The following is a 26214-nucleotide window of genomic DNA, read 5'->3' as shown; positions in this document are numbered from 1 at the left end:
ATGATTTTGAAAATACAAAACGCTAAAAATTTATATTGATATTTTAACTGGATAAAAACAACCAATTATTTCCCAATTAAAATATGTATTCAAAAAACTCTTTTATTTCATTCAATAAATGCGTCATTAAAAATTAATTATTTTTTAACAAAGCCAAAACAACAGGAAAATGATTCATGGCAAAAACCACAGACAAAGTCCAACTTGCGCTTGGGGACCATGCAGCCAGACAGCTTGCAAATGCCACCAAGACCGTTCCACAACTTTCAACCATTACACCGCGTTGGCTCACGCATTTATTGCAATGGATTCCTGTCGAAGCAGGTATTTATCGCGTTAACCGTGTCAATAATACAGATGACATTCAAGTGGCTTGTACACAACGTGATGAAGCAACTTTGCCACAAACTTTTGTGGATTATGATCCGCAACCCCGTGAATATTTCTTGAATGGAGTTTCAACCGTTTTAGATATTCATACCCGTGTTGCAGATCTGTATAGCAGCCCACATGACCAGATTAAAGAACAATTACGCTTAACCATTGAAACCATTAAAGAACGTCAGGAAAGCGAATTAATCAATAATCCTGAATACGGTCTATTGGCAAGTGTTGCAGATGAACAACGGATCTCCACATTAAATGGGCCACCAACACCCGATGACTTTGATGATTTACTCCGTAAAGTCTGGAAAGAACCGGGCTTCTTCCTCGCTCATCCAGATGCGATTGGGGCCTTCGGTCGTGAATGTACCCGTCGAGGAGTTCCACCACCAACCGTCAGTTTATTTGGCTCGCAGTTCATTACATGGCGCGGTGTTCCCCTGATTCCATCGAATAAGATTCCTGTGGAAGATGGTAAAACCAAAATCTTGTTATTGCGTGTGGGTGAAAAACGTCAAGGCGTGGTGGGCTTATTCCAGCCAGGCTTGGCAGGTGAACAATCCCCTGGCCTATCGGTACGCTTCATGGGCATCAACCGCAATGCGATTGCCTCTTATCTGATCTCGCTGTACTGCTCATTGGCGGTATTGACCGAGGATGCCTTGGCTGTGCTCGAAGATGTGGAGGTGGACAAATATCATGACTACCCAGTTAACTACAAGTAATTTAAACAGTCGTCCATCAGGGTCTGAAGTGGATGGTGTTCACCCACCGTCCAACTTCCCAGATGAAGCAACACTTTCACGGCTTGCCTCTGAATTTTTTGCTGCCCGACCAAGTGCTGGTAATGGACATTCTTCTGGTCTAAATCTGGACTTACCCAATGTCGGTACGCCGCCCCATCAACCCCAGCCCGCTGAACCTTTAGCGGCGCTGAGTGGTCGTGCGCCCAATATTGCTTATGAAAAAAGTTTAAATCCAGAATACCCGGAGCATATTCCGAATTATCCCGACTATCCTGAACGTCGTGCGATTGCCTCTGCGCCGGTCGTGGGCGGTGCCAATTTACCACGTCCGCCCATTGAACCTAATTTTCCACAGGTGGTTCATAGTGCGCCGAATGTACCTGTGGTTGAATCATCTCGTCCTTCAAGCAGTGAAACTTCACCATTTTATTTTTTAAATGATTTTTCAGCACCGAGTTCATCAAGTTCTGAATTTGATGCTGCCAATTTTGCCGCAGCGCAATCTTTTCAATTACCTCATGGTGATGCACTGAAAAGCTTATTGCAGCAAGATACTCAAAATTCAACTCAAGCAAAAAATAACGCCTCTTCAGGCTTTTACTTCTTGGATCTGCCACAACACAATGCGGGTTATGGAAATTATCAACCTTCACAACCACAGTTTGTTGCCAATGCCGCTCAGCCCTTGGATATTCAAGCGATCCGTCGTGACTTTCCCATTCTACAAGAACGCGTCAATGGTCGCCCTTTGGTCTGGTTTGACAATGCAGCAACTACACAGAAACCACAAAGCGTGATTGATCGGATTGCCTATTTTTATCAGCACGAAAATTCCAATATTCACCGTGCTGCACATGAACTAGCAGCACGTGCAACTGATGCTTATGAACACGCTCGTAATGTGGTGGCACGTTTTATTGGGGCAAAATCATCAAAAGAAATTATTTTTGTTCGTGGCACCACCGAAGGCATCAACCTGATTGCCAAGACATGGGGTGAACAGAATATTGGTGAGGGTGATGAGATTATTGTTTCGCATCTTGAACATCACGCCAATATCGTACCGTGGTTCCAGTTGACCAAAAAAGTCGGTGCCAAACTGCGTGTCATTCCTGTGGATGATACGGGACAAATCATTTTGGAAGAACTACCCAAACTGATTAATGAACGGACTAAATTGATCTCGATTACCCAAGTGTCTAACGCCTTAGGTACAGTCACTCCTGTGGCTGAAGTGATCAAGATTGCCCATAGCAAAGGTGTCCGCGTCTTGGTCGATGGTGCCCAATCTGTTTCGCATATGCCAACCGATGTCCAAGCGATTGATGCCGACTTCTTTGTATTCTCAGGACATAAAGTCTTTGGACCAACAGGAATTGGTGCAGTGTATGCCAAGCCTGAAATCCTAGAGACTATGCCTGTGTGGGAAGGCGGCGGTAATATGATTCAGGATGTAAGTTTTGAACAAGTTGTCTACCAACCTGCCCCCAATAAGTTTGAAGCAGGGACAGGTAATATTGCCGATGCTGTGGGTCTCGGTGCAGCACTGGAATATGTGGAACGCCTAGGCATTCATAATATTGCCCGTTATGAACATGACTTGCTGGAATATGGTCAGCATGCATTGAGTACGGTTGCAGGCTTAAGACCCATTGGTACGGCGAAAAACAAAGCCAGTGTAATGTCCTTTACCCTTGCAGGTTATTCGACAGAGCAAGTGGGTAAAGCACTGAATCAACATGGCATTGCAGTGCGTTCTGGACATCATTGTGCTCAGCCAATCTTACGTCGTTTTGGTGTAGAACAGACCGTACGTCCCTCTTTGGCCTTCTATAACACCACGGAAGAAATTGATTTGCTAGTGTCAGTCTTGCATCAATTGACCAGAAACAAACGCAGTGCTTAACCACTCTCCAATAAAAAAGACTGCCTTAGTGCAGTCTTTTTTATATTCAGGAAAATGCAACACTCCAGATTAATCGTATTGCAACCACACTCAGGATAACGCCCATCACGCGTTCAAAATACACCCCAAACTCTAAAAAGCGTTTCCGTACAATCGGTTGTGAAAACATAATACTCACCAAGATAAACCAAAGTGCATTGACTAAACACATCCAGATGCCATAACCAATTTGAACCTTCAACGGTGTCGCGGGATTCACAATGGTGGTAAAAATCGCCAGAAAGAAAACGGTCGCTTTCGGATTTAACGCATTGGTTAAGAAACCCATGTTAAAGGCTTGGATTAAGCTTGGTTTACCCATTACCTCACCTGCCAAAATATCTAGATTGGCATTCGGTTGACTACGTAAACATTGCCAGCCCAAGTAAATCAAATAAGCGGCACCCGCCACGCGTAGTAACGACATTAACCAGATACTCTGCTGAATCAATACCCCAACGCCGACCAAGGTGTAAAACACATGTACCGAGATGCCGACACCAATACCAATCGCGGTGATACAGCCAATTAAATAGCCATATCGAACACTCTGTCGTACCGTAATAATAAAATCAGGTCCTGGTAAAACAACTGCCATAAAATGGATCAATGCCAAGGCCAGAAACTCATGTCCATACAACTGCCACATTTCATTTAACTCCACATCATGACTACAGGAAAAGATTGTATTGCGATTTTTAAAGCGCGATAATCCAATCAAAATCCAAATAACTTTTGCGTCATGAGCACAAATCAAAGTCTGATTCTGTTAAATGAAATGGCAACCTTTGTCAAAGTTGTCGAAACGGAAAGCTTTTCTGAAACGGCACGTCAGCTTGGTTCCACCCCTTCTGCGGTTAGTCGTGCCATTGCCCGTTTAGAGCGTGCTCTGGGCACACGCTTATTGCATCGCACCACACGAAAACTACGCTTGAGTGAAAGTGGTCAGCAGGTCTATGAGCGCTGCGTGGATCTGGTCAATGCAGCACAAGCGGTCATGGAAAGTTCAGGACAATTTCATATCGAACCACAAGGCGTGATTCGGATCAGTGTGCCCAAGGCGGTTGGGCATTTTATGCTGCATCCTCACTTGCCTGAGTTCTTGGCGTTATATCCAAAAATTGATATTCAGTTGCTATTGGAAGATCGTTATATTGACTTGATTGATGACGGTGTAGATCTGGCAATTCGCATTACCGAACAACCGCCCGGTGGATTGATGGGACGTAAACTGATTGATATTGATCATTTGATTTGTGCCACACCTGAATATTTGCAGAAAAATGGCATCCCACAGCATCCCCACGACTTAAAACAGCATCAATGTATCTATTTGGGCGAACAACCCAACGATTCGAAATGGAAATTCCAGCAGGAACAGAAATCCATTACCGTTGCGGTGCGTGGTCGTTATGCTGCCAATCATACAGGGGTGCGCCTCAGTGCCGCTTTACAACATTTAGGCATTGCCAGTTTGCCGTACTTCGTGGCACGCCATGCTTTGGAACAAGGCACACTGGTTCAAGTCTTACCTGATTGGCATTTTAAAACCCACTACAGCGGTGGCGCATGGTTACTCTATCCACCTACCCGCCATGTTCCGCCTAAACTGAGTGTTTTCATTCAATATCTAGCTGAAAAATTAGCCGCTGAACCCGTCCTTTTTCAGCAAAACAATCCAAATTAAAACGATCACTTTCATTTATAAATTAAGCAAAAATAGCAAATAAACCAGCAGCCCATAAAACAACAATAATTTTATTTTTTAATTACTTAACCATAATATATAGAGATATATAAAACAATAAAAAGCATCTTTATTTCTCATTCGACCAATCAGGTAATGCACAAAAACAGATATTTTTTGCTGCATAAGTTATTTTTCTTCATTTTACATAATCGCTAATCTAACAACCAAGTTGTTATAACAAGTTTAAGTTCAATGAACCAAGCGATTGTAAATAAAGTGAACGGCGAACGCCCGTTGTATGATCAAGTCTATCAGGCCCTGCTCCAGCAGATCGTCGATGGAATTTATCAGATTCATCAGCAGTTGCCGTCGGAAAAAGAACTGAGCGAATTATTTAATGTCAGTCGTATCACCATTCGTCAGGCACTTAATCAACTTCAGCTCGAACACTTGATTTACAAAATTCAAGGCAAAGGCACTTTCGTTAGCGCACCGAAAAGCTTTCAGAATATTTCTGAGTTACAAGGCTTTGCCGAAGCTATGACCGATCTGGGACATGAAGTCTTTAACGTAGTCAAAGAATTTCGCTTTATTCCCGCCACACCGCACATTGCCTCGAAATTAAAAATTTCAGTCAACAGCACGGTGGTGGAAATCAAACGGATTCGTTTGCTCAATCGTAAGCCCGTTTCATTTGAACTGACTTATTTACCCGAAGCGATTGGAATAGCTTTGCAACAGATCAATCTCTCCACTCGCGATGTGTTTTTAGCGATTGAAGAGGATTTATCGATTGCCTTGGGACATGCCGATTTAAATATTGATGCCACACTTGCTGACGAAGAACTCAGTGAACTTTTGCAAGTTAATGTCCATGCACCGCTATTAAGAGTGGAGCGACTGACTCACGATCATGCAGGACATCCTATTGATTTCGAATATCTCTATTTTTCAGGAGAGTGCTTCCAATACCGTTTAAGAGTAGACCGAAAGCGAAATACCTAAGCACTATTACTTTGTGAATTAAAACGCACTCAAAAAAGGTACAACATGAATACGATTACACTGGACTATGACATTGTCGTCATCGGTGGGGGGACGGCTGGTCCAATGGCAGCCATCAAAGCCAAAACAGCCAACCCTAACCTGAAAGTTTTATTAATTGAAAAAGCCAATGTGAAACGCAGCGGCGCAATCTCAATGGGCATGGATGGTTTGAATAATGCCGTGATTCCGGGCTATGCCACGCCTGAGCAATATACTAAGGAAATTACCATTGCCAATGATGGCATTGTTAATCAAGCCACCGTCTATGCCTATGCCAAACACAGTTTCACCACCATTCAGCAACTGGATCAGTGGGGCGTGAAATTTGAAAAAGATGAAACAGGTGAATATGCGGTCAAAAAAGTCCATCACATGGGCGCTTATGTATTACCAATGCCCGAAGGTCACGACATTAAAAAAGTGTTGTATCGCCAACTGAAACGCGCTCAGGTCAAAATTAATAATCGCATTGTCACCACTCGCCTGCTGAAAAATGCAGAAGGTGCCATCAACGGGGTACTGGGTTTTGACTGTCGTAATGGTGATTTCTATGTAATCAAAACCAAGGCTGCGATTTTATGCTGTGGAGCTGCTGGACGTCTGGGCTTGCCTGCATCTGGCTATCTCATGGGAACTTATGAAAACCCAACCAATGCGGGTGATGGTTATGCCATGGCTTACCATGCTGGGGCGGAACTTTCCAATCTGGAATGTTTCCAGATCAATCCACTGATTAAAGATTATAACGGCCCTGCCTGCGCCTATGTAACGGGACCTTTGGGTGGCTATACCGCTAACAGCAAAGGTGAACGCTTTATTGAGTGTGACTACTGGTCAGGTCAAATGATGTGGGAATTTTATCAGGAACTGCAAAGTGGCAATGGCCCCGTGTTCCTAAAAATGGATCATCTGGCGGAAGAAACCATTCAAACCATTGAAGATATTCTACATACCAATGAACGTCCAAGCCGTGGTCGTTTTCATGAAGGACGTAGCACAGATTACCGTCAGGATATGGTGGAAATGCAGATTTCAGAAATTGGCTTCTGTAGTGGGCACAGTGCATCTGGGGTTTGGGTCAATGAAAAAGCGGAAACCTCGGTCAAGGGTTTATATAGCGCAGGCGATATGGCAGCTGTTCCACATAACTACATGCTCGGTGCCTTTACCTATGGTTGGTTTGCTGGGGTGAATGCCGCTGAATATGTTGTAGAACAGACAGATTCAGAACTGAATGCCGATGAAATTGAAGCCGAAAAAGCCCGTATTTTTGCCCCATTACACCGTCCAGAAGGATTGTCATCCGAACAGGTGGAATACAAGTTACGCCGTATGGTGAATGACTATTTACAGCCACCGAAAACCCGACAAAAAATTGAGATTGCGTTAAAACGCTTTGAAGAAATTAAAACTGATATTGAGCAAATCAATGCCAGCCATCCACATGAATTGATGCGTGCTGCCGAAGTTGCCGTGATTCGCGACTGCGCCGAAATGGCAGCACGTGCCTCGCTATTCCGTGAAGAAAGCCGTTGGGGCCTCTATCACTATCGTGCAGATTGCCCAGAAAAGAATGATCGGGAATGGTTCTGTCATGCCCATCTGAAAAAAGATCAGCACGGCGCTATGGTCAGCTTTAAAAAAGCGGTTGAGCCTTATCTGATTCCGATTGATGAAGATGAGGCCAATTCATACAACCTGTTACGGATTAATAAAAAATTAGTGGCTGAAACAACCGAATAAGGAATATCACATGGCATTTATTTTTAAAGAAATTTCCCATCGTACTACCGCACCCGTATTGGTAGATGAAGACAAATGTATTGCGGACAAAGGCTGTACCGTCTGTGTGGATGTTTGCCCGATGGACTTATTGGCGATTCATCCAGAAAGTAACAAAGCCTATATGCAGTTTGATGAATGTTGGTATTGCATGCCATGCGAGAAAGACTGCCCGACCGATGCCATTCAGGTCAACATTCCATATTTACTTAAATAAAGGGAACAGCATGAGATTTAATAACTTGGCAAATAGTCTAATTTGGGGAGAATAAATATGAGCCTAAATTATCCAAGCCTTGCAGATCTTGATGACGATTATGCGGATTATCTCTTTCAACTGAATCAGGACGACGAAAACATCCGCTTTGTCGCACTGATGAATATTGCCGATGAAGAACAAACAGCATTATTACCTTGGTTACAGCATGCCGTTTTACATGACCCCGCCAGTAAAGTACGTGAATTGGCAGCCACCCGCTTAGAAGGTTGGGAAGATGCAACCTTTTTACATACGTTGGCTCAAGCGTTGAGTGATAAACATGAAAATGTACGTACCGCAGCAGCGCAAAGTCTTAGTGAAATCAAACATGCTGAATCTGCCCATCATCTGGCTACCTATTTGCAGCATACTAATGACTTTGTGCTTGCATCCATTTTGAGAGCACTTAAAGAGTTGCGTGCTGAATCGTTATTTGATGCCATTCTCAAGCATGTTCAGCATACCAATCCTTTAGTCCGTAAAGAGGCGGTCAGCACCTTGAGCTGGTTGCAGAAACAGGACAGCTTGGCAACACTGGCACAGATCGCACAGCAAGATGTGGATATCGAAATTCGTCGTATTGCGACAGGTGCTTTAGCGGCTAGCCAAACGTTAACGCCCGAAATTTTATCTGCCTTGCACCGTTCTCTGATCGCTGAAGCATGGCAACTCCGAGTTGAAGCCGCCTTGACTATCGGTAAATTAAAAGCGATTGAATTAGAACAACCTCTTTTGCAACAACTCGACGATGCTTATTGGCAAGTCCGAATTGCTGTGAGCCGTGGTCTGGGTTTACTCAAATCCAAAGCAGCCATTGCCAAATTACAAGAAAATTTCCAACATGACATCAGCAACTTACGTAAAGAAGTCGCGATTGCTTTAGGGGAAATAGGCGGAGAATCAGCTCAGCATATTTTATTACAGCATGCCGAAGATCCTGATCCCGAAGTCCGTAAATCGATTCGTATTGGATTGGCACTCATTCAGGAGAAATTCAATGCCGCTTGAACCGAGTCAACTTAAAGTAGATATCGAACAACAACGTCTGTTTCTCTCGTGGGAAGATGGTACAGAAAAGGATTTTAGCCATGCTCATCTCAGAGCCAGTTGCCCTTGCGGTTTTTGTAGAACCAAGCGCCTACAGCAACGAGAGATTGAATATCCAGATCGTGTTGCCATCTCCGCCATCTTTTCTCAAGGGTATGGGATTCAAATTTGTTTTGATGATGGACACGATAAAGGGATTTTCCCTTGGGCTTTTTTAAAGGAATTGAGTAGCTGAGTTCCATATTAAAACTGAAGAAATCGATCTATAGACCGCTTGTTTTCATTATTTTGAATTATTAAGCCACTAAAATAGCTAAGCTCAATTGTAATCATCCCCTATGATACAACGATAAAAATAAAACGCTTTGGAAACCACCATGCCACAAACTGATATAACGCCCCCAATTCAATCAGTTCCTTTCTGGCAAGCTTTTCTGTTCTGGTTGAAATTAGGATTTATTAGCTTTGGTGGCCCTGCTGGGCAAATTGCAGTGATGCATCAGGAACTGGTGGAACAAAAACGCTGGATTTCTGAGAAAAGATTCTTGCATGCACTGAATTACTGCATGCTACTTCCAGGTCCCGAAGCACAACAACTCGCGACGTATATCGGCTGGCTCATGCATCGAACCACAGGTGGTATGATTGCAGGAATTCTATTTGTACTGCCCTCTTTGTTCATCCTGATTGCACTGTCATGGATTTATGTAAAATTTGGAGACGTGCCCATCATTGCAGGACTGTTTTATGGGATCAAACCTGCGGTTACTGCCATTGTATTTCATGCAACTTACCGCATAGGCAGCCGAACGCTCAAAAATTCATTTCTTTGGTTAATTGCAGCTGCGGCCTTTATTGCCATTTTTGTTTTTAACATACCTTTTCCTTTGATCGTATTCGCTACCGCGCTTGCAGGCTATTTGCTGAGTAAGAAAAAACCAGATTTATTTACCCATCAAACCTCTCATCAAAATAGCAAAAAAAACTATGGTACAGCATTGATTGATGATGATAGGCCGACACCAGCACATGCCATTTTTCGCTGGTCAAACCTGATAAAAATCATCGTCATCGCAGCTTTGCTCTGGCTGATTCCAATCATGCTTTTAACCCTAAGTCTCGGTTGGCAACATGGCTATACGCAAATGGCATGGTTCTTTACCAAAGCGGCTTTACTCACTTTTGGCGGTGCTTATGCGGTTCTGCCCTATGTCTATCAAGGTGCAGTCAATCATTATGGATGGCTCAGCCCGACCCAAATGATTGATGGTTTGGCACTCGGCGAAAGTACCCCGGGTCCACTGATTATGGTGGTGGCTTTCGTAGGCTTCTTGGGGGCTTATAATCATGCCTTATTGGGCAATCATCAGCTATTTTTAGCTGGTGCAATAGGTGCTGTGATTGTCACTTGGTTTACCTTTTTATTTTCCTTTGTCTTTATTTTAGCTGGCGCGCCCATTATTGAATCGACTCATAATGAACTGAAATTTACTGCACCGCTCACTGCGATAACTGCGGCCGTAGTTGGCGTTATTTTAAATCTGGCCTTGTTCTTTAGCTATCATGTGTTATGGCCAAAGGGTTTTCACCATCCATTTAATTACGAAGCAGCCTTGATTACAGTAGGTGCACTGATTGCCTTATTTAAATTTCAGCTCAATGTCCTGTATGTGATTTTTGCCTCAGCCTTTTGTGGCCTCATTTTATATATCGGTACTTAGTTCAATGCATCGAGTAAAGTTATCTACTCAATGCTTGCGGTTTAAATATGATTGATCTCGATAGAGGCATGCACGATTTCCTCATGAATCGCTAATCCAGCTTTAACCTGATCAGGAGTCAGATCAGCCAGTACGGTTTCTAATCCTAGAATACAAGAGAATTTCCCTTTCCCAACCTTCCATACATGTAAATCCGTGATTTCGACCTGTGGAAACTGTGCAATAACTTCTTTAATTTCTTCTACAACGGGATGCCCCATTTCTGCATCCAGTAAAGTTTTTCCGGTTTCCTGCATCAATCCCCAAGACCATTTTGCAACCAGCAATGCCCCAACGATCCCGAGCAAAGCATCCAGAAAATTCCAGCCAAAATATTTGGCCGCAAATAAAGCAATAATCGCCAGAACTGAAGTCACCGCATCAGCGACCACATGCAGGAATGCTGCTTTTTGGTTTAAATCATGATGGTCATGTCCATGATGATGCGTTTCATGATTGTGGCTATGCGAATGGTGATGGTGATGGTGATGGTGATGGTGATCATCGTGACCGCCATCATGTAATAACCATGCACAAATTAGGTTGACAACGAGACCCACTATTGCAATTGGAATCGCTTCATTAAAATGAATAGTCACCGGGCTAAATAAACGTTCTAGAGACTGTATGCCCATCAACAAGGCCACGACCATCAATAAAATAGCACTGCTATAACCTGCCAGAATTTCAATTTTCCATGTACCAAAACTAAAGCGCTGATCTTGTGCATAATGTCGCGCCATACGATAAGCAAAATAGGCCAGTCCCAACGCCAGCATATGTGAACTCATATGCCAGCCATCGGCAAGTAAAGCCATGGAATTAAAAAACCAGCCACCCAGAATTTCCAGTACCATCATTATGGCGGTCAAAATCGTTGCGATTAAAATTCTTTTTTGTGCTAATGGATTTCCTTGATCAAACTGATGAGAATGACGTCGTTCTAGGTTAGTATGCTGCATTTATTCTAGGCTTCCAATATACTCCACCCCAGTATATATTTTTTAGGAAAAAAAGTATGGCTCATCTGCATCATGATAAAAAAATTTTAAATCGGGTTAAACGGATTCAAGGACAGCTCAATGCCGTTGAAAAGTCACTTTCAAGTCCTGAAAGTTCCTGTATCGAAGTTTTGCAACAAGTCGCTGCGGTTAAAGGTGCTGTGAATGGCCTAATGAATCAACTGATTGAACAGCATTTAAAAGAGCATGTGCTTAAAGATGCTGATCACGTTAATGATGAGGAAGTCCAACAGTTTCTTGCATTATTGCAACGCTATTTATAAGTGCCAAATTTCGTTAGTAAGCTGTTCGATTTCAGATCGATCATGACTGACATAGAGCATCGGTATTTTCACCTCCTCTTTCACACGTTGAAAAAAAGGAATGATCTCTGCTTTATGTGCCGTGTCCAACGCAGAAAGAGGTTCATCTAGTAACAGCAATTGCGGTGAATACAGCAAAGCTCGCCCTAAAGCCACTCGCTGTTTTTCCCCTCCTGACAACTTAATCGGCATACGTTCAATCAAATGTCCCAATTTGAGCAGCTCAATCATATAGTCCAGTTCAAATTGACGTTGCTGTAGTGCAATATGCTTAAAACCAAACAGTAAATTCTGTTTAACATTTTTATGCGGAAATAACTGTGCATCCTGAAAGACGAGCCCGACCCGACGCTGTTGTGTGCTGAGATTAACTTTCTGAGCTTGATCAAACCACGTCTGATCCTGAACTCGAATCCAGCCAGAATGCGGCCGAATTAAACCTGCAATGCTATGTAAAATCGTAGTTTTTCCTGAGCCAGAAGCTCCAAATAAGCCAATCACAGGCTGATCAGATTGATAGCGTTGATCCAGACAAAATTGCCCTTGTTGCAGTTGGATATGACAATCAATCATGCTGAGTGACCCCGCTTATTTTTTTGGTAACGGTTAAACCACTGGGCAAACCACAAGGCGAAGAACGCTACCGACAATGACAAAATAATCAATCGCCACAATGCTGCTTCAGTATCAGGTTGTTGCATCAGACTATACATTGCCAAAGGTAAAGTACGGGTTTCACCCGCAATATTCCCCACAAAAGTAATCGTTGCTCCAAACTCACCTAAACTTCGGCAAAAACATAAAATCCCACCCACCAAAATCCCGCTACTAGCTAGCGGTAATGTCACCTGCATAAATGCGCCAAAGGAAGAAGCCCCCAAAGTCTTCGCAGCCATTTCCAAGCGCTGGTCGACCAGTTCAATTGCCAGTCGGATCGATTGCACCAACAATGGAAAACCCATCACCGCAGAGGCTAATACAGCGCCCTTCCAGTTAAAGGCAAACTCCAAACCAAGTGGCGCAAGATATTGTCCAAATAATCCTCGATTACCAAACAATTGCAGTAATAAATAACCCGGAATTACAGGCGGTAAAACCAAAGGTAAATACACCAGCGTCTCAAACAGTGATTTACCCCAAAATTCTTTACGCGCCAAAACCCAAGCGACCAGCGTTGCCGGAATAAGGCTAAACAGCAAACACGCTGCCGCCACTTTGCATGACAGCTTCAATACTTCGATTTCTTCAGGACTCAAGATCATCATTCAGTTACTGCAACACACTAAAGCCATATTTTTTAAATACGGCCTTTGCCTGCCCACTTTGCAGAAACTTGTAGAATTTGACTGAATCCGCATTTTTCTTGATCAGACCCACAGGATAGATAATCGGTGGATGGGTATTCTCAGGGAAGATTCCTGCAACTACGACATCTTTGCTGATCGCAGCATCTGTCGCGTAAACGATCCCAACCTGACATTCACCACGTGCGACAAAGTTCAACGCAGCACGTACATCTTCGGTTTCAACCAGTCGTGGTTCAAGTTTCTCCCACCAACCGAGTGAGGTTAAAGCCTGTTTTGCATATTTCCCCACAGGCACACTTTTGGTGTCGCCTGTACAGAGCTTGCCTTGAATGGCTTTGGTTGGATCAACACTTTTATCCATTTTTAATTTAATCGGACGATCTTTAGGTGTAATCACCACTAAACGATTGCCTAATAGATTGATGCGATCTGTTGGCACAACCAACTGTTTATTCTGTAAATAATCCATCCATTGTACATCAGCCGACATAAATACATCTGCTGGCGCGCCTGCTTCAATCTGTTTAGCTAAGGTTGAAGACCCCGCATAAGAGGTTTTGACTTCAGTTTTATTTTTTTGCTCATACAGATTCTCAAGTTCATTCACTGCATTAGTCAAGCTGGCCGCTGCATAAACAGTGATGGTATTCCCCGCAAACGCATGCGTATGGATAAATAAACTGGTGGCTAAAACTGCACAGTATTGATAGGTCTTTTTCATCGTTATTGACATTATTCTGTCCTCAAATTTCGATATGTTTTCAAAAATATATCGCTTAATAAAGATACACTAAAAATAACAATTCGCTAGTCTTGTTCTTCTTAATCATTCATCTGTTTGTAACGTCATCAAGTATCGAACGTTATGTGTTGTGATCAGTATTTTTAGATGCAAAAACAAAAAAACGTCTATTCAAACATCAAGTTAATGATGCTGAATAGACGTCGTCTATCTTGAGTGGATAACAGGAGTTGTTATCTTAGGAATGAGACAGTAACAAATGGACCAGCAATATGATTTACTATCTCTGATTTTCTTTCAACTTTACGGACTAAATAAAAAAACTATATTAAATACTTGAGACACCCTTTCTTTTTAGATTATTCACATATAGTTTTATCAGGATCAATATATTTTATGTCTATCCGCCCATTGCTCTCCAGCAGACAAATACTTCTATGATAAATTTTATTTGTTTCCAAAGTAATTTCATATACAACATTTTTTTCAAAAATATCTATAGGTACCTTGGTACAGCTTTTTTCATTTATAGGCAATACTCCATTTTTATAAAGCTGCTCATAATTACTTTGAAATTCTTTTGTATGATCTACTTTACCTGTAGAGATAACAATACTACTATCATATCCATAATCGGTTTTAGGATTATTCTTAAATACGCATAAATTACCCTGATTAAGTTTTACCTCAAGATCCTTACTTTGAGGATTACATCCAGTGATAAAAACACAAAAACCCAAAAAAAATAATAGATTTAAATATGTAGACTTCATCTTTTATGATCTCAGCAATAATGATTTATCATATGGATTTAGAATAAAATCTATAAAGATTCTTTCTATGTGATCTAAAAGTTTTAAACTGCGCTGATGATGTAATCTTCCCGGTCTAACCTCTTGTAAATAACATGCATCAAACCAAAACTCTACTAACCGTCCCTATTACCCAAAATCGAACTCATAAAATATTTTTATTATTTTATTAGACCAGTTAAAAATTGGTTAGATATATTATAAATTAATTACAAGTTGATTTCCCTGGCTCAAGATATTTAACCTCTAGCTTATTACCTTTATCCATAACACAAATACTTGTATGAAAGCTTTTATTTGTATCTAAAATAATTTCATAAGCAATATTACGTTCAATTTCGTTTAATGGTATTGCAACACAATTTTTTTCGTCTATAGGCAGAGGAGTATTGGTGTATAGTTTTTCATAAGTACTTTTAAAATCTTTCTTGTAGTCAATCTTACCTAAATAAATGAGGAACGTATTATCAGTACCATAATAGGTTTTGGGATTATTCGTAGATACGCATAAATTATCCTGATTAAGTTTTACCTCAAGACCCTTACTTTGTGGATTACATCCAGTTAAGCATGCAAGAATAATAAGAAAAACAAATAAAGTATATTTATTCATATTTGAAAAACTAAAAGACAATCAATATTTACTACCACTCATAACCCTTCCCACTTTATTTACATTTAACAATTTCATTTTTCGATAAATTCAACTTAGAATCACGTCCCGACAAGCATGAATAATTTATAAATTCATACTGCCTCAAATATTTACCTTTTTTAATCTCTAGTCTAATTTGTGTTTCTAAACTATTATATTTTACTTTCAATGGGTCAAAACAGAAAATATACTTACTTTGTTTATTAGATAAATTTTTTAAACTTTCGCCATATATATCAACTGATAGTTTTTCATCAAAAATATTTTCTTTATACTTAAATGAACTATCTAATAGCCCAAACTCATTAGCCGCTCTCATATCATTTGTTTTTAAAGCACAAATCTTACTCCCATAAAATTCATATTTAAAATCTTCCACTTGCTTTTCTTTGCACCCCCAAAGAAAAGTCAATAACAAGATCATAGAAGCCCGTTTCAAAACAATATAAGCCTCATTCGAAAAATAAAAAATTCAAGCAACTAACTACTTTCTCGGAAACACCAATAGAGGCTTTTACCTGTTATATCAATGTTAATGATTCAACCAATTTCTTAAGTTATAGTAGAAATTAAAGCCCGTTGAGACATCAAAGAGCTTTAAAATTTATTTAGCCTCTAACCGCCAAACTCTGCTTCGGCAACAACTTGCAACCACATGATAAAGGATCATTCACGCGTGCTGCTGCTTTGCCCATCACCTGCATATTTGGGTCACCCGCCACAATCGTAGCAACCGTTTTATGCTTTGGACAGGTCGCCTTGTCGCCCACACAGGCAATCGGAATACCCTCAATCAAAAAGCTACTGTTTCCACTAATGACTTGTCCACCGCCCGTGGTTGGACAACCAACAACAATATAGGGTGTTGCCATAATCACATCCCTCGCATGTAGGTATTTAAACTGTTAAAGCACTTCAAATTCAATTCGACGGTTTTTACGACGTCCATCTGCTGTTGCATTATCAGCAACGGGTTGGCTAGAACCCTTACCTTCCGTACTCAAACGGTCGGCAGCAATACTTTTACCGACCAGATAACTTTGTACCGCTGCAGCACGCTGCTGACTTAACACCGTATTTTTATTGGCATCGCCAGAGCTATCGGTATGCCCAATAATTTTGACTTTCTTGCCGCCAACCTTGTTTAAAGCCACTGCCATTTCATCGAGAATCTGTTGCCCTGCCGCAGTCAGAATTGCACTGCCTGATTCAAATTCAATGATTCGATTCTTAAGTGCATCATCGATAATTTTTTGCTCTGCCTGATTCACAGAAAGCTGTGCATTAAAACGATATGGCTGCTGGACTAAAGCCTGAAAATTATTGGTGGTCGGCTGAATATCATTAGGATCAGTCATTTTTCCCGTTAATTCAACTTGTGTTCCTCTCACACGCAATTGCCCCTGCTTAACTTTTTTCAAGTCAGGTGTAATCACACGCGTTACGGAATCACTCCATCCATTTGGCGCTGAAACTGGACGAACCTGTATTTTATCGACCACTTGATCTGCACCATAAACAGACTGCATCTTGACCAGAATTGCCTGTTTGCTGGCATCATTCGGCACCACACCTTCCACGACGATCGGAGCCGCATTGAGCACTGCGCTTTGGCCTAAGACGGTTAAACCAAAGACTAAACCAGCCCATAAAGATTTCGAATTATTTCTCATATTTATTCATCTAAAAAAGTTTGTCGAAATAGCTTTAAGCCTTGGTTAAGGCTCATCTGACGCTGACAAAGTGATTGTTCGAGTGTAGCAAGGCCAGCATTTTGCTCCAGATAAGCATCGATCCATTGCGCCTGAATCAATGAAACCCAGTGTTCACTCTGCATATTCTGGGTAAAGATATCGCTCAATGCCATGATATCTGCTCCCTGAAAACCAATAAATAGAATCGGTTCCTCACGATGCAAGATACCAATCAGGATTTCAGTATTGTTAATTCCTAAGAATCGTCCAATCATGCCTACCCAAAAGGCAGCAATTTCATAGCAATACATATGATTATTGATCGGCAGGATCAATACCTTGTTTAAGCGACTGGTGCCATTCTTTAAAATCGGTTGCAGTAATAGCCCCAGACCAATCATGCTTTGCGCAAGTTCATAGACATTGATTTTCATCAATTGCGCAAATGAGTGCATGGTATGATTTTCATAGAAACCATTACATTCGGTCGGCGTAAATAACTGAACCGTGTTTGGCAGATTATTCAGCTTTTCCAGCATGATGTTGGTATCACGGATACTGCGTAATACTCGATTACGCTGAAACAAATCAACCAATACCGACTTGTAATAATACGGCGCCAGCAAGAGATTCTGATACGGTTGTTCAACTTCCAGTAGCTGGCTTAACACCATCGGAAATGCTCGCCCTGAGCTGTCCTGACTGGCAATCAGGTTGGCGGCCAGAAACATTGGCTCAGCAGGATTGGCGATAAAGAAATCTAAGGCAGGCAAAGACTCATAACGTTGTTTGAAGTCAGGCGCGCGCATGGCATGTTCAAGTGCTTCTGTGATCCATTGATCAAGCACCTGAATCAACGCATATTGTCCTTTGGATTTTAGAAAGTCACCACGCGCGGGTGTCTTTCCGTAATACAAAGGTGTCGTCTTTACTTGTTGCATCCCAGCACCTCCTGATGTTCCGTGATTGTCCCTAACATTACGGTGTTACTCCCTGCTGAGCAGGTGCAGCTGGTTGTGGTTTAGGTGCAGCACCCGCAGGGGTTGCCTGCGCAGAAACCACACGTACCGCTTTTTCTGTCACCACTTTATCTACCAGTTGCAGGCCAGCATAACCACGGCTTGAGCCGATATTGCCTGAGCTATTACCACTAATCAGGCGGAAGTTCACTTTTAAGGTTAACGATGGTTCAGCTTTGCTGGTCCATGTCATTTCAAAGCTACCATTTTGCTCTTTACGCTGTGCCGCATCGATTAAACGGTTAATCCCATATTCGCCTGGCTCTTCGAAAATGGTATGGGTCTTGCCTTCAAGATCCACTGCTGTAATGCGAGCACCTGGAATCGCACCCTGATTTGGCCATACGAAGTTCACCCATTGCTGAATGCCATTTTCAAACACCATACGCTGACCATCGATGTCAATGGTGTACGACAAGTACTGTGGATTCGGTAATGGATAGAACTGGAAGTTCGACTGATTTGACACAGGCGCAGCGGCTGGCTGATCCAGACTACCGGTTGCCATACCATTGATTGGTGCGACATATTGCTGGAATGCCATCACAAATTGTGGGTTCAGGCTAATACCTAGATCTTTCCAAGTTTTAGAAGTCAACACATAGCCACGGCGAATCACAAATGGATCTAAGGCTTCTTTGACAAAGCGTGCAATGCTACCTGTTTCACCAAAGATCTGACCAATTTCATTACTGGTTGCCTGTAAAGTCACACTTGAGTTAAATGGATACTTCTGGCTCAAATTGGTTTTAAATGGTTGATACGCTTGAATACCCCACAATTTGTTTAACTCATCTTGTGTCGGTGCAATCAAGCTGGCAAATGATTGAGTCAACGGTCCCATCAACAGTTTTTGTAATAATTGCTGATCGGTATCTTTAAGACCTACCATCATTTTCTCATCCACATATTTTTGGGTGATGTTGAAAACTGAAGTTTGGTCATTGATGGTTTGTTTCACCAAGGCCATCGCGCTTGGGCCAATCTCGCCTGCTGTTTTCAGATCATTGAACTTGCTGCGTACTTGCGCAAGATTATTCATGTATTCATCAAACAGAGATTTATCTTGTAAATCATCGCGCTTACGAACCAATTGATAGAACATCTGGTATTCTTGAGAAATCGCACCCTGCGCTCTATTCACCGCTTGAGCAGCAGCTCTATCATCCGAGTTGTTCAATACTTTACGCTTGAACCAAGCCACAAAACCTTTTTCAGGTACAGCAAGCTCAGCCTGTACAATCGGATTATCCCAGTTGGTCTCGATAGCAATACGTTGTAATAACGTACGGATTGGTGAGTTTTGTGGTTCACCCAAGATATCAATGGTCTTGACTTGCTGGCTAAACTGAACGGCTTTGGCATAATAAATACCGCTCAGGAACTTCTTCCATTCCGTCACATATTCCTGCTTATACAATGCAACCAGCTGTTTGCGAATCTGCTCCGGGCTACCCGAGAAGGTTAAATCATCAGATTGACGGCTATTCAACACCCAGTCTTTACTGTCTGTTGGTTTATTCGCAGCTTCATCAATCGCTTTTTCAACATATTCATCCCATGCTTTTTGTGTAAACACACCTGGTAATGCATAGCTGCCCAATACAATTGAACGGTTTTGCTCACCGACGATCTGTCCCACTGTCACCGCAGGGAAACGGACTGCTGCACGCATCTTGATTTCGTTATAAACACGGTCACGTGCTGGCATACCACGAATGACTGACAACAGTACCTGACGTGTTTGATCAACCACTTGCGCATCTGTTTCAAGTACAGGGAAACCTTCCTGATTTGCCAATGTCATGGCATAAGAAAGAATTTTTTCCGCATCCTGAATCATTTCGCCACGCGGCATCTGACCACGGTTGGCATCCAGCCAAGAACGCCAGAAACGCGACACCTGATCACTTAAATGACTGCTATCCATATATTCTGGATTGCTCATCATTAAGTATGCTTTTAATGCATTATAGGCATCTTGCGGATTACTGTCCGAAGGCTCCAGATATTGTTGAGTCTTGGCAACCTGTTTGATTTCCACATTAACGTGGTTGGCTTTCAAGGTTGCTTCATTATTTTTTACACGTTGCAGATACTGAGCAATATTTTGTTGGGTCGGCGTCAAAACAATCTGCTTGATCCCTTTTAAGTATTCTGCTTTTAAGCTCTCACGCAACTGATTGCCTTGGTACAAACCAAAGCTAAATTTGAGTGGACGATGATCGTTGAACTCATCCAGCTGTTGCAAGCGTTCCTGCAAGATCAGTAAAGCTTCAAGCTGGGTTGAAAGCTGTTGACCTGAGGCTTTTTCCAAATGCACCACTTTATCTAAATCGGCCTGCACATCTGCAATCAATTGCTGGTTATTGCGATATGACCACACCCATACACCCAAGACCAGTGAAACGCCCACCAGTGCTGCAATAAACCCAATATAGCGCTGACGCTTTTTCGCAGGATTAATATGCTGTTTGACCAAGTCCTTATCTCGCAAAATAACATTGGAGAATAGACCTTGTAAGAAATAGCCGTGATTTGGTGCAAGAGATGGACTCACGCCCTCCTGACCATTGGCCTGAATCTGCTGAAGCTGGAACTCTTGTGCAATATTTTCCGTCATTGGACTTTCAATAATGCCTTCCTGCAAAGCACTAGTGAAATAAAAACCACGGAACACAGGTTGGAACTGATACGGGTTATCTTCAAACAAAGTGCCGATAAAGCTTTTTAATGCAGGTTTTAAGGTTTTAAATTCCAGTGGGAATGTCATCACACTTGGAGAAATATTTTGCGAATGACGACGACTTAAATGCGTGGTGCTGACGCTTTTGAGACCATCGTAAAGAATGCTGTAATGTTTTTCGAATAATTCGACGGCATTCTGAGATGAGTTTTGCTCATACGGCAGCGTTGCGCCCCAAGCCTGATTGTATTCCTGTGATTCATAACAATCGAAGAACTCGGTAAAACCTGCAATCAAGTCCATTTTAGAGAACACTAGATAAACAGGAACAATAACTTCAAGTCGCTCGGTTAAATCCTGAATACGGGCACGTAAATTCTTGGCTAGTTTCAATGAGTTTTCAGGACTTTGGCTGATCAATTCAGCAATACTGACAATCACGATCAGACCATTCACAGGTGCCTTAGAACGGTTCTTCTTCAAGATATTTAAGAAACCCAACCATTCAGAATGATCTTCCGAGTACACCGAATAACGGCCTGCAGTATCGAGCAAGATCCCTTCTGTTGAGAAGAACCAGTCACAGTTACGTGTACCGCTCAACCCAGCTGACACCATCTTTTGATGGGTTTCTTCAAATGGGAACTTTAATCCAGAATTATAAATTGCCGAACTCTTACCTGCGGCTGGGTTACCAATCACCATATACCAAGGCAATTCGTATAAAGCGGCATTGCCCTTTTTATCGCCCAGTTTAGATTTGCGAATCAACTGGATCGATTCTTTCATCTGCTGCTGGATTAGCTGTAGTTCGGCTTTATCTTTTTGTTGTCCGTATTCAGCCTTGCTGTCCTGCTCAATCGCATTGGCAAGTTCCTCACCTTGTTCCGCATGGCGTTTTCGCTGGATCAACCAGTAAATTCCATACACAATCAGGCCAAAAGCATAAGTCGCCGCCAGCGCCCAGAAGATATGACGCGGAATCGACGAATATGAAGAAATAAGCGCCACAAATAAGGACAAAGCAATGATTGCCTTAGGATTAGTGATGTACTGCCACAGATAACCTAAAATGGTATACATTGAGTTCTCAAATTCTTAATAAAGTTAATCAATCAGCAATTGCTACACTTTCCTGATCTGGTGAGATCTCTGGGAAAGTTTGAATAAATGCTTTTAAATTTTGTCCATAAACAAAGGCAACCTGTTGATCTGGAAGATGTGCCCCCAACATCAATCCAAAAACTTTTGCCACGTTCTGGGTATTCCCAGCAGCAGGTTTACAATATAAATAATGATGCTGCTCTACTGGGCTTTGTGCAAAAAACTGATCCAGCTTTTTGACCACCTTGATATCGGTGCCATCCTCGACCACCAGTACAAAAGGTTCTTCATCTTGGTATTGTGGTAAATCATGTATTTCTAGCTCTTTGAATATTTGGTCTAAATTATTTTGATGAGAGACCAGCTTTAACGTTTTTAAAGGCTGTTGCTGTAGCAGCTGTACATCTGGATGCGCCACACAACTACTACCGACAAATTCAGCAGGCGTATAGGCACTCAAGCCCCATACCTTTTCATCTACGATTTCCTGATCAATTTCCGAGTCTGCAGTAATGATCAATGAAATTTCATTGGGCTGCTTTTGAATCCGTTCGATTAACTCGACCACATTCTGATCCGTCGATGCTGCACTGATAAAATGATATTCAATATGGAATTTTTGTGGAATGATGCCCAGATCATAGAAAATCGTCTGGATCATTTCATTACTACTTTGGTCATTCCATGTATGAACAACATCCTCAGACAGCAAAATATGTAAATTTAACTTATCTAAGCGGTAAACCTGTTCGATCTGAATCTCTTCACTGTGCTCTTCTCCTGAAAAACTCGGGTCAATCCATGCAGGATGCATACGATATTCATGCAAATTCTGGCTTTCATAAAACAGACTAGACCGTTTTAAATGGTCTGAAATAGAAACTAGAATATCACTGTGCTGTTCAATCTGATGCTGAATCAGCGCCATGATCCGCTGTTGCCGAATAGATAAAAACTGCGATTCATCCTCTTCATCCTGACGGACTTGCTGATCCAGCTCTTCAATACGATAGGATAAAATCGGCAATCCCTGAAAGCTCAATAAATGTGGATCGAGCTGTGGACTGGCAAATTCTTTAATCCCTGTCAGGATGGCATCATTTTCACCTAATGCACTATAAGCCGCAGCGGAATATAAATTAACATTCAACCACTTACTTTCTTGTGCGACAGGTGCTTGCTCATCTTCTGCTGTATTGTTATTTTGCTCAGCGGCCAAAGCTTGTTGCTTTTTCTCTTTATATTTTTGGTAGCCTTTATAAATCAACCAAGGCGAAAGCAATACAAATGTAATGACAATAGGCAGAATCAGGAAGTAATTAATCAGGTCAGCTGATTCAGGTAAATATTGCGTATCTCTCCAATAGAAGATCACAATCAGTGCAACCAGAATAAAACAGGTGATTAAAGTCGCGAGTATTTTCTTAATCATTATGCAGCTCCTAAAAGCGCATAACGCGTTTCACTGTTATGTTGTAACTGTACCGATGGCATTAAAAATGCACCCTGACCCAAGCCCATTTCATGAGATGAATCCAGACAAATCGGACTGATTTCATTTTTATCGAGAATTAACCGCACATCAATAAACAGTGTCGGGCTACACCAGGTCTGGATCAGATCTTTTAATTTTTTATTCAGCGGTTGATTCGGTAAAAAAGCCAGATATTGTTCGCGGTTTAGTGGGCCAATTTGAATTTCAATTTTTCCGTCAATTTGCTCAACAGTATCCCCGCAGAAAGTATTAATGCCCAGTAAACTTGGATGACTACCGCCTAAAGTGGTTTTCTGTTCATCGCCCAACTGGAATTTTTCTTTGATAAATTCCTGAATCTGGACTTGGGTATCAAAGACACGTCCCAAAATGGTTTTCAAGGCATGCGCAGTATTATTCTGCCCCTGCATCAAACCAGAAAATTCAGCAAAATATTCATCCAGATCATGCTGTTCGTGCTGGGAACGAATATAACCATTTAAGGCATGTAAAATATCGAGATAATGATTTTTTTGCTCAATCTCATAGCGAACAGGGAGATTATAGGCAATGCTGGCATCGACATATTTTGTCGTGAGCTTATGGTTAAACAAGCCTAAAAATGCTTTAATTTCCTGACGTTGCTGACGCGAACTCTGCTTTAATTTATTGGTATAGGTATAAGGTAGTGCACCCTGTGTACCGGTGAGACCGACCACCAGATTGGTTAAATGAATACGCTCATCCTGATAGCTCAGCTCTTCAATTTCGGTCGCAGGGAAACTTAGGCTGAATGACGTTCCAAACTTAAAGTCATCAGACCAGTCCTGCTGACGAGATGGTACAGGTAAATGACGTAATAAACGCGTCGACTGAATAAACTCAAATGAGCCTGCTTTTTTAAAAATCTGGTCGACTACAGAAGAGTCTTGCCACCAACGTTCTGCACGCATTGGTATATCTCCTGCTGATTAAGACTGTCTTTCACGACCACATCGACAAAACTGTTAATCTGAACTTTCAGATTGAAAATATGGCTAAGCAATTGACTGAAAATATATAAACTATGGCCTCTAAATACGCTCTTGTTGACGGCAAGTTCGGCCTTAACCCCGCGAATAAACATCGGGAAAGGTTTAGAGTTCACCAGTTTATTGGTGGTTGAAAAGCTCAGCTGCTTAAGCGCATCAATGAGTAAAATATTTTCTTTTGAATGCGGTAAATTATATAAGGCCAACAACTCTTTGACATGACTCAAGGCATCCCCTTTCATCAATGCCAAAGTATTGAGTGAAAGATGGGAAATAATACGCCACTGTTCATTTTTATTTTTGTCAAAATGGAAAGGCGATGTCGGACGCTTTAAAATCAATGCACGTCGCGCCAGACTGCTGTCATTCAGATTCAGGATATTATTACTTTGGCTTAAAGCCTCATGCGGCAAATCACCGTTTGAGCAAAGTAAGCGGGTACTAATAAAATCTGATTTAATTTCATAAGGTTTCAAATGTTTTGAAACGATTGAATAGCCCATTTGTGTGGTTTTATTTTGTGCAGGCACGTAATTCAGCGAATAAAAGAACTGTACTTTATCGTTTTGGTAATGACTCATCGCAAAAAATGGCAATACAGGAAGATGAGTTTGTTCCTGATTGGTTTTCTCACGTACCATATTCATTTCAATCACCGAATAGACCTGATAAAGCTCAGGATGATGCGCATCGGTGATCAATGGATATTGCAATTGGGTATGAGAAATTTTCTGCGGCTCAGCCTGTTTTTCAAACAGATTTATGGCAGGTGTGGTAAATAGCTTAAAGTTTGCGATATTCAGCTCAGAGTAATTCCGTACTACCGCCTGATCATTTAAATTCAGTTTGAGATGAATCAGGATTTCAAACTGATTTTGCTGGTTAAGCAATCCTTTTAAGCGGCTTAAATCCAGATTCAGATAATTGAATTTTTCAGGGAAGCAAAAATATTCCATCAGTAAACGATAAGCATGATGGGTATGCTGATCAATCGGTAACAAGCTTTCCTGCTCCGTAAAACCCATCACCTCAAATGGATTACTGATTTCTACCACATGCTGCCCAACACGTAGGGCGAAGCCAGTATCTTTGCGGAAAATACTGTCCAGAACCTGCAACGGAAAGTTTGAAATTGCATCCAGATAAATCGGCAATTTCTCATCTAACATCCACTTTTGTGCATCATTAAAAATTTCAAATTTCAGGCTCAAAGTGGCATTCTGGTTCAAATGCATGTGGGTACTTGGCGAGGTTTGAAACTCTAACTGTATCAATGAAATCGGCAATAAGCGAACATCATTGGTGGTATTAAACTCGCATTGAACCCCTTTAAAGCTACGCGATTTCAAAGCTGTTTTTTGCGGAATAATATGGGCAGCCGTAAGCTGTTTTAGTTTATTAATATCTTCAAAGCTAACAACCGTACACGCGGGAAAATGACGTAAATATTGAGGAAACATCACCTCAAACAAAGAATGAGTAAATACGTCGTAACTGTCTTCTAATTTTTTATCAATACGTGCAGCGATCAGGGAAAAAGCTTGAATTAACCGTTCAATATGCGGGTCATCAATCTGTTCCTGATTTAAGGAAAGTCGCTGCGCAATTTTTGGATACTTCTGCGCAAACTCTCTGGATTGTTGACCGAATTCTTGTAGTTGTTTTTCATAATACGGTAAAAGTTGCTCTATCACAGTTCGCTCACA

25 protein-coding genes are annotated in these 26214 nt (G+C 41.6%); 10 read left to right on the top strand and 15 right to left on the bottom strand.

Features of this window, described 5'->3' with window-relative positions; genetic code table 11:
* Window positions 1-176 precede the first annotated feature (176 nt).
* Together IEV36_RS11485 and IEV36_RS11480 are read left to right on the top strand one after the other, a co-directional pair.
* The gene (locus tag IEV36_RS11485; RefSeq protein WP_005256665.1) at window positions 177-1109 is read left to right on the top strand and encodes a family 2A encapsulin nanocompartment shell protein; all 933 of its coding nucleotides are present in this window, start codon (window positions 177-179) and stop codon (window positions 1107-1109) included.
* The gene (locus IEV36_RS11480; RefSeq protein WP_005256663.1) at window positions 1084-3036 is read left to right on the top strand and encodes a family 2A encapsulin nanocompartment cargo protein cysteine desulfurase; all 1953 of its coding nucleotides are present in this window, start codon (window positions 1084-1086) and stop codon (window positions 3034-3036) included. The genes IEV36_RS11485 and IEV36_RS11480 overlap by 26 nt, the downstream gene beginning before the upstream one ends.
* Window positions 3037-3082: 46 nt before the next feature.
* Here the strand turns inward: IEV36_RS11480 and IEV36_RS11475 are convergent, their stop codons facing one another.
* Entirely contained in the window at window positions 3083-3724 is a 642-nt protein-coding gene (locus IEV36_RS11475; protein ID WP_005256662.1) for a LysE family translocator, read from the bottom strand.
* A gap of 93 nt (window positions 3725-3817) precedes the next feature.
* Here IEV36_RS11475 and IEV36_RS11470 point away from each other — a divergent pair, with 93 nt between their 5' ends.
* The 7 genes from IEV36_RS11470 (at window position 3818) to chrA (ending at window position 10621) form a co-directional block, all read left to right on the top strand.
* Entirely contained in the window at window positions 3818-4762 is a 945-nt protein-coding gene (locus IEV36_RS11470; protein ID WP_005256660.1) for a LysR family transcriptional regulator, read from the top strand.
* Window positions 4763-5017: 255 nt separating this feature from the next.
* On the top strand, window positions 5018-5770 hold the full coding sequence (locus IEV36_RS11465; RefSeq protein WP_005256657.1) for a GntR family transcriptional regulator: 753 nt from the start codon (window positions 5018-5020) through the stop codon (window positions 5768-5770).
* A 45-nt stretch (window positions 5771-5815) separates the two neighbouring features.
* Window positions 5816-7555, top strand: a complete 1740-nt coding sequence (locus IEV36_RS11460) for a fumarate reductase/succinate dehydrogenase flavoprotein subunit (RefSeq protein ID WP_005256655.1) — start codon at window positions 5816-5818, stop codon at window positions 7553-7555.
* Window positions 7556-7565: 10 nt separating this feature from the next.
* On the top strand, window positions 7566-7811 hold the full coding sequence (locus IEV36_RS11455; RefSeq protein ID WP_005256653.1) for a 4Fe-4S dicluster domain-containing protein: 246 nt from the start codon (window positions 7566-7568) through the stop codon (window positions 7809-7811).
* Window positions 7812-7868: 57 nt separating this feature from the next.
* Window positions 7869-8861, top strand: a complete 993-nt coding sequence (locus IEV36_RS11450) for a HEAT repeat domain-containing protein (RefSeq protein ID WP_005256650.1) — start codon at window positions 7869-7871, stop codon at window positions 8859-8861.
* Window positions 8851-9135: a gamma-butyrobetaine hydroxylase-like domain-containing protein gene (locus IEV36_RS11445; RefSeq protein ID WP_005256649.1), complete on the top strand. Its 285-nt coding sequence runs from the start codon at window positions 8851-8853 to the stop codon at window positions 9133-9135. Before IEV36_RS11450 ends, IEV36_RS11445 begins: the two co-directional genes overlap by 11 nt.
* Before the next feature lie 142 nt (window positions 9136-9277).
* Window positions 9278-10621, top strand: a complete 1344-nt coding sequence (gene chrA / locus IEV36_RS11440) for a chromate efflux transporter (RefSeq protein WP_005256647.1) — start codon at window positions 9278-9280, stop codon at window positions 10619-10621.
* A gap of 41 nt (window positions 10622-10662) precedes the next feature.
* Here chrA and dmeF read toward each other — a convergent pair whose 3' ends face one another.
* Window positions 10663-11622, bottom strand: coding sequence for a CDF family Co(II)/Ni(II) efflux transporter DmeF (gene dmeF / locus IEV36_RS11435; RefSeq protein WP_005256646.1), 960 nt, complete (start codon window positions 11620-11622; stop codon window positions 10663-10665).
* Between the two features lie 56 nt (window positions 11623-11678).
* On the opposite strand from dmeF, the gene IEV36_RS11430 reads away from it, so the two are divergent.
* A complete protein-coding gene (locus tag IEV36_RS11430) occupies window positions 11679-11945 on the top strand; it encodes a metal/formaldehyde-sensitive transcriptional repressor (protein ID WP_005256644.1) in 267 nt (88 codons plus the stop codon).
* On the opposite strand, the gene IEV36_RS11425 is transcribed toward IEV36_RS11430, so the two are convergent.
* The 13 genes from IEV36_RS11425 to tssF form a co-directional block, all read right to left on the bottom strand.
* Window positions 11940-12557 (bottom strand): ATP-binding cassette domain-containing protein, encoded by a 618-nt coding sequence (locus tag IEV36_RS11425; RefSeq protein WP_005256643.1) that lies wholly within the window; start codon window positions 12555-12557, stop codon window positions 11940-11942. The two genes, IEV36_RS11430 and IEV36_RS11425, sit on opposite strands and share 6 nt — an antisense overlap.
* Window positions 12554-13249 (bottom strand): molybdate ABC transporter permease subunit, encoded by a 696-nt coding sequence (gene modB, locus IEV36_RS11420; RefSeq protein ID WP_032863853.1) that lies wholly within the window; start codon window positions 13247-13249, stop codon window positions 12554-12556. The genes IEV36_RS11425 and modB overlap by 4 nt, the downstream gene beginning before the upstream one ends.
* A gap of 4 nt (window positions 13250-13253) precedes the next feature.
* Window positions 13254-14024 carry a molybdate ABC transporter substrate-binding protein gene (gene modA, locus IEV36_RS11415; RefSeq protein WP_004771214.1) on the bottom strand — a complete coding sequence of 257 codons (771 nt, stop codon included), beginning with the start codon at window positions 14022-14024 and terminating at the stop codon, window positions 13254-13256.
* Between the two features lie 368 nt (window positions 14025-14392).
* Window positions 14393-14806 (bottom strand): NF045616 family extracytoplasmic (lipo)protein, encoded by a 414-nt coding sequence (locus tag IEV36_RS11410; RefSeq protein WP_005256639.1) that lies wholly within the window; start codon window positions 14804-14806, stop codon window positions 14393-14395.
* Between the two features lie 244 nt (window positions 14807-15050).
* Entirely contained in the window at window positions 15051-15458 is a 408-nt protein-coding gene (locus IEV36_RS11405; RefSeq protein ID WP_005256637.1) for an NF045616 family extracytoplasmic (lipo)protein, read from the bottom strand.
* Window positions 15459-15513: 55 nt separating this feature from the next.
* Window positions 15514-15924 (bottom strand): hypothetical protein, encoded by a 411-nt coding sequence (locus IEV36_RS11400; RefSeq protein ID WP_005256635.1) that lies wholly within the window; start codon window positions 15922-15924, stop codon window positions 15514-15516.
* 184 nt (window positions 15925-16108) lie between these two features.
* Complete coding sequence (locus IEV36_RS11395) at window positions 16109-16372, bottom strand: PAAR domain-containing protein (RefSeq protein WP_004771208.1); 264 nt, start codon at window positions 16370-16372, stop codon at window positions 16109-16111.
* Window positions 16373-16405: 33 nt separating this feature from the next.
* On the bottom strand, window positions 16406-17173 hold the full coding sequence (locus IEV36_RS11390) for an OmpA family protein (RefSeq protein WP_005256633.1): 768 nt from the start codon (window positions 17171-17173) through the stop codon (window positions 16406-16408).
* A 2-nt stretch (window positions 17174-17175) separates the two neighbouring features.
* The gene (tagF, locus tag IEV36_RS11385) at window positions 17176-18135 is read right to left on the bottom strand and encodes a type VI secretion system-associated protein TagF (RefSeq protein WP_005256630.1); all 960 of its coding nucleotides are present in this window, start codon (window positions 18133-18135) and stop codon (window positions 17176-17178) included.
* 37 nt (window positions 18136-18172) lie between these two features.
* The gene (gene tssM / locus IEV36_RS11380) at window positions 18173-21982 is read right to left on the bottom strand and encodes a type VI secretion system membrane subunit TssM (protein WP_005256629.1); all 3810 of its coding nucleotides are present in this window, start codon (window positions 21980-21982) and stop codon (window positions 18173-18175) included.
* A 28-nt stretch (window positions 21983-22010) separates the two neighbouring features.
* Window positions 22011-23435, bottom strand: coding sequence for a hypothetical protein (locus tag IEV36_RS11375; protein WP_005256627.1), 1425 nt, complete (start codon window positions 23433-23435; stop codon window positions 22011-22013).
* Window positions 23435-24430 (bottom strand): type VI secretion system baseplate subunit TssG, encoded by a 996-nt coding sequence (gene tssG, locus IEV36_RS11370; RefSeq protein ID WP_005256624.1) that lies wholly within the window; start codon window positions 24428-24430, stop codon window positions 23435-23437. The genes IEV36_RS11375 and tssG overlap by 1 nt, the downstream gene beginning before the upstream one ends.
* Window positions 24394-26202, bottom strand: coding sequence for a type VI secretion system baseplate subunit TssF (gene tssF / locus IEV36_RS11365; protein ID WP_005256622.1), 1809 nt, complete (start codon window positions 26200-26202; stop codon window positions 24394-24396). Before tssF ends, tssG begins: the two co-directional genes overlap by 37 nt.
* Between the last annotated feature and the right edge of the window lie 12 nt (window positions 26203-26214).

The sequence above is a fragment of the Acinetobacter vivianii genome (assembly GCF_014635885.1).
Lineage (GTDB): Bacteria > Pseudomonadota > Gammaproteobacteria > Pseudomonadales > Moraxellaceae > Acinetobacter > Acinetobacter vivianii.
This window is presented reverse-complemented; position numbering and strand designations above follow the sequence as displayed.

Bases quoted from the DNA above. Each gene is read 5' to 3' on its own strand.
- IEV36_RS11485 (WP_005256665.1), top strand. From the start codon at position 177: ATGGCAAAAACCACAGACAAAGTCCAACTTGCGCTTGGGGACCATGCA.
- IEV36_RS11480 (WP_005256663.1), top strand. From the start codon at position 1,084: ATGACTACCCAGTTAACTACAAGTAATTTAAACAGTCGTCCATCAGGG.
- IEV36_RS11475 (WP_005256662.1), bottom strand. From the start codon at position 3,724: ATGTGGCAGTTGTATGGACATGAGTTTCTGGCCTTGGCATTGATCCAT.
- IEV36_RS11470 (WP_005256660.1), top strand. From the start codon at position 3,818: ATGAGCACAAATCAAAGTCTGATTCTGTTAAATGAAATGGCAACCTTT.
- IEV36_RS11465 (WP_005256657.1), top strand. From the start codon at position 5,018: ATGAACCAAGCGATTGTAAATAAAGTGAACGGCGAACGCCCGTTGTAT.
- IEV36_RS11460 (WP_005256655.1), top strand. From the start codon at position 5,816: ATGAATACGATTACACTGGACTATGACATTGTCGTCATCGGTGGGGGG.
- IEV36_RS11455 (WP_005256653.1), top strand. From the start codon at position 7,566: ATGGCATTTATTTTTAAAGAAATTTCCCATCGTACTACCGCACCCGTA.
- IEV36_RS11450 (WP_005256650.1), top strand. From the start codon at position 7,869: ATGAGCCTAAATTATCCAAGCCTTGCAGATCTTGATGACGATTATGCG.
- IEV36_RS11445 (WP_005256649.1), top strand. From the start codon at position 8,851: ATGCCGCTTGAACCGAGTCAACTTAAAGTAGATATCGAACAACAACGT.
- chrA (WP_005256647.1), top strand. From the start codon at position 9,278: ATGCCACAAACTGATATAACGCCCCCAATTCAATCAGTTCCTTTCTGG.
- dmeF (WP_005256646.1), bottom strand. From the start codon at position 11,622: ATGCAGCATACTAACCTAGAACGACGTCATTCTCATCAGTTTGATCAA.
- IEV36_RS11430 (WP_005256644.1), top strand. From the start codon at position 11,679: ATGGCTCATCTGCATCATGATAAAAAAATTTTAAATCGGGTTAAACGG.
- IEV36_RS11425 (WP_005256643.1), bottom strand. From the start codon at position 12,557: ATGATTGATTGTCATATCCAACTGCAACAAGGGCAATTTTGTCTGGAT.
- modB (WP_032863853.1), bottom strand. From the start codon at position 13,249: ATGATGATCTTGAGTCCTGAAGAAATCGAAGTATTGAAGCTGTCATGC.
- modA (WP_004771214.1), bottom strand. From the start codon at position 14,024: ATGTCAATAACGATGAAAAAGACCTATCAATACTGTGCAGTTTTAGCC.
- IEV36_RS11410 (WP_005256639.1), bottom strand. From the start codon at position 14,806: ATGAAGTCTACATATTTAAATCTATTATTTTTTTTGGGTTTTTGTGTT.
- IEV36_RS11405 (WP_005256637.1), bottom strand. From the start codon at position 15,458: ATGAATAAATATACTTTATTTGTTTTTCTTATTATTCTTGCATGCTTA.
- IEV36_RS11400 (WP_005256635.1), bottom strand. From the start codon at position 15,924: ATGATCTTGTTATTGACTTTTCTTTGGGGGTGCAAAGAAAAGCAAGTG.
- IEV36_RS11395 (WP_004771208.1), bottom strand. From the start codon at position 16,372: ATGGCAACACCCTATATTGTTGTTGGTTGTCCAACCACGGGCGGTGGA.
- IEV36_RS11390 (WP_005256633.1), bottom strand. From the start codon at position 17,173: ATGAGAAATAATTCGAAATCTTTATGGGCTGGTTTAGTCTTTGGTTTA.
- tagF (WP_005256630.1), bottom strand. From the start codon at position 18,135: ATGCAACAAGTAAAGACGACACCTTTGTATTACGGAAAGACACCCGCG.
- tssM (WP_005256629.1), bottom strand. From the start codon at position 21,982: ATGTATACCATTTTAGGTTATCTGTGGCAGTACATCACTAATCCTAAG.
- IEV36_RS11375 (WP_005256627.1), bottom strand. From the start codon at position 23,435: ATGATTAAGAAAATACTCGCGACTTTAATCACCTGTTTTATTCTGGTT.
- tssG (WP_005256624.1), bottom strand. From the start codon at position 24,430: ATGCGTGCAGAACGTTGGTGGCAAGACTCTTCTGTAGTCGACCAGATT.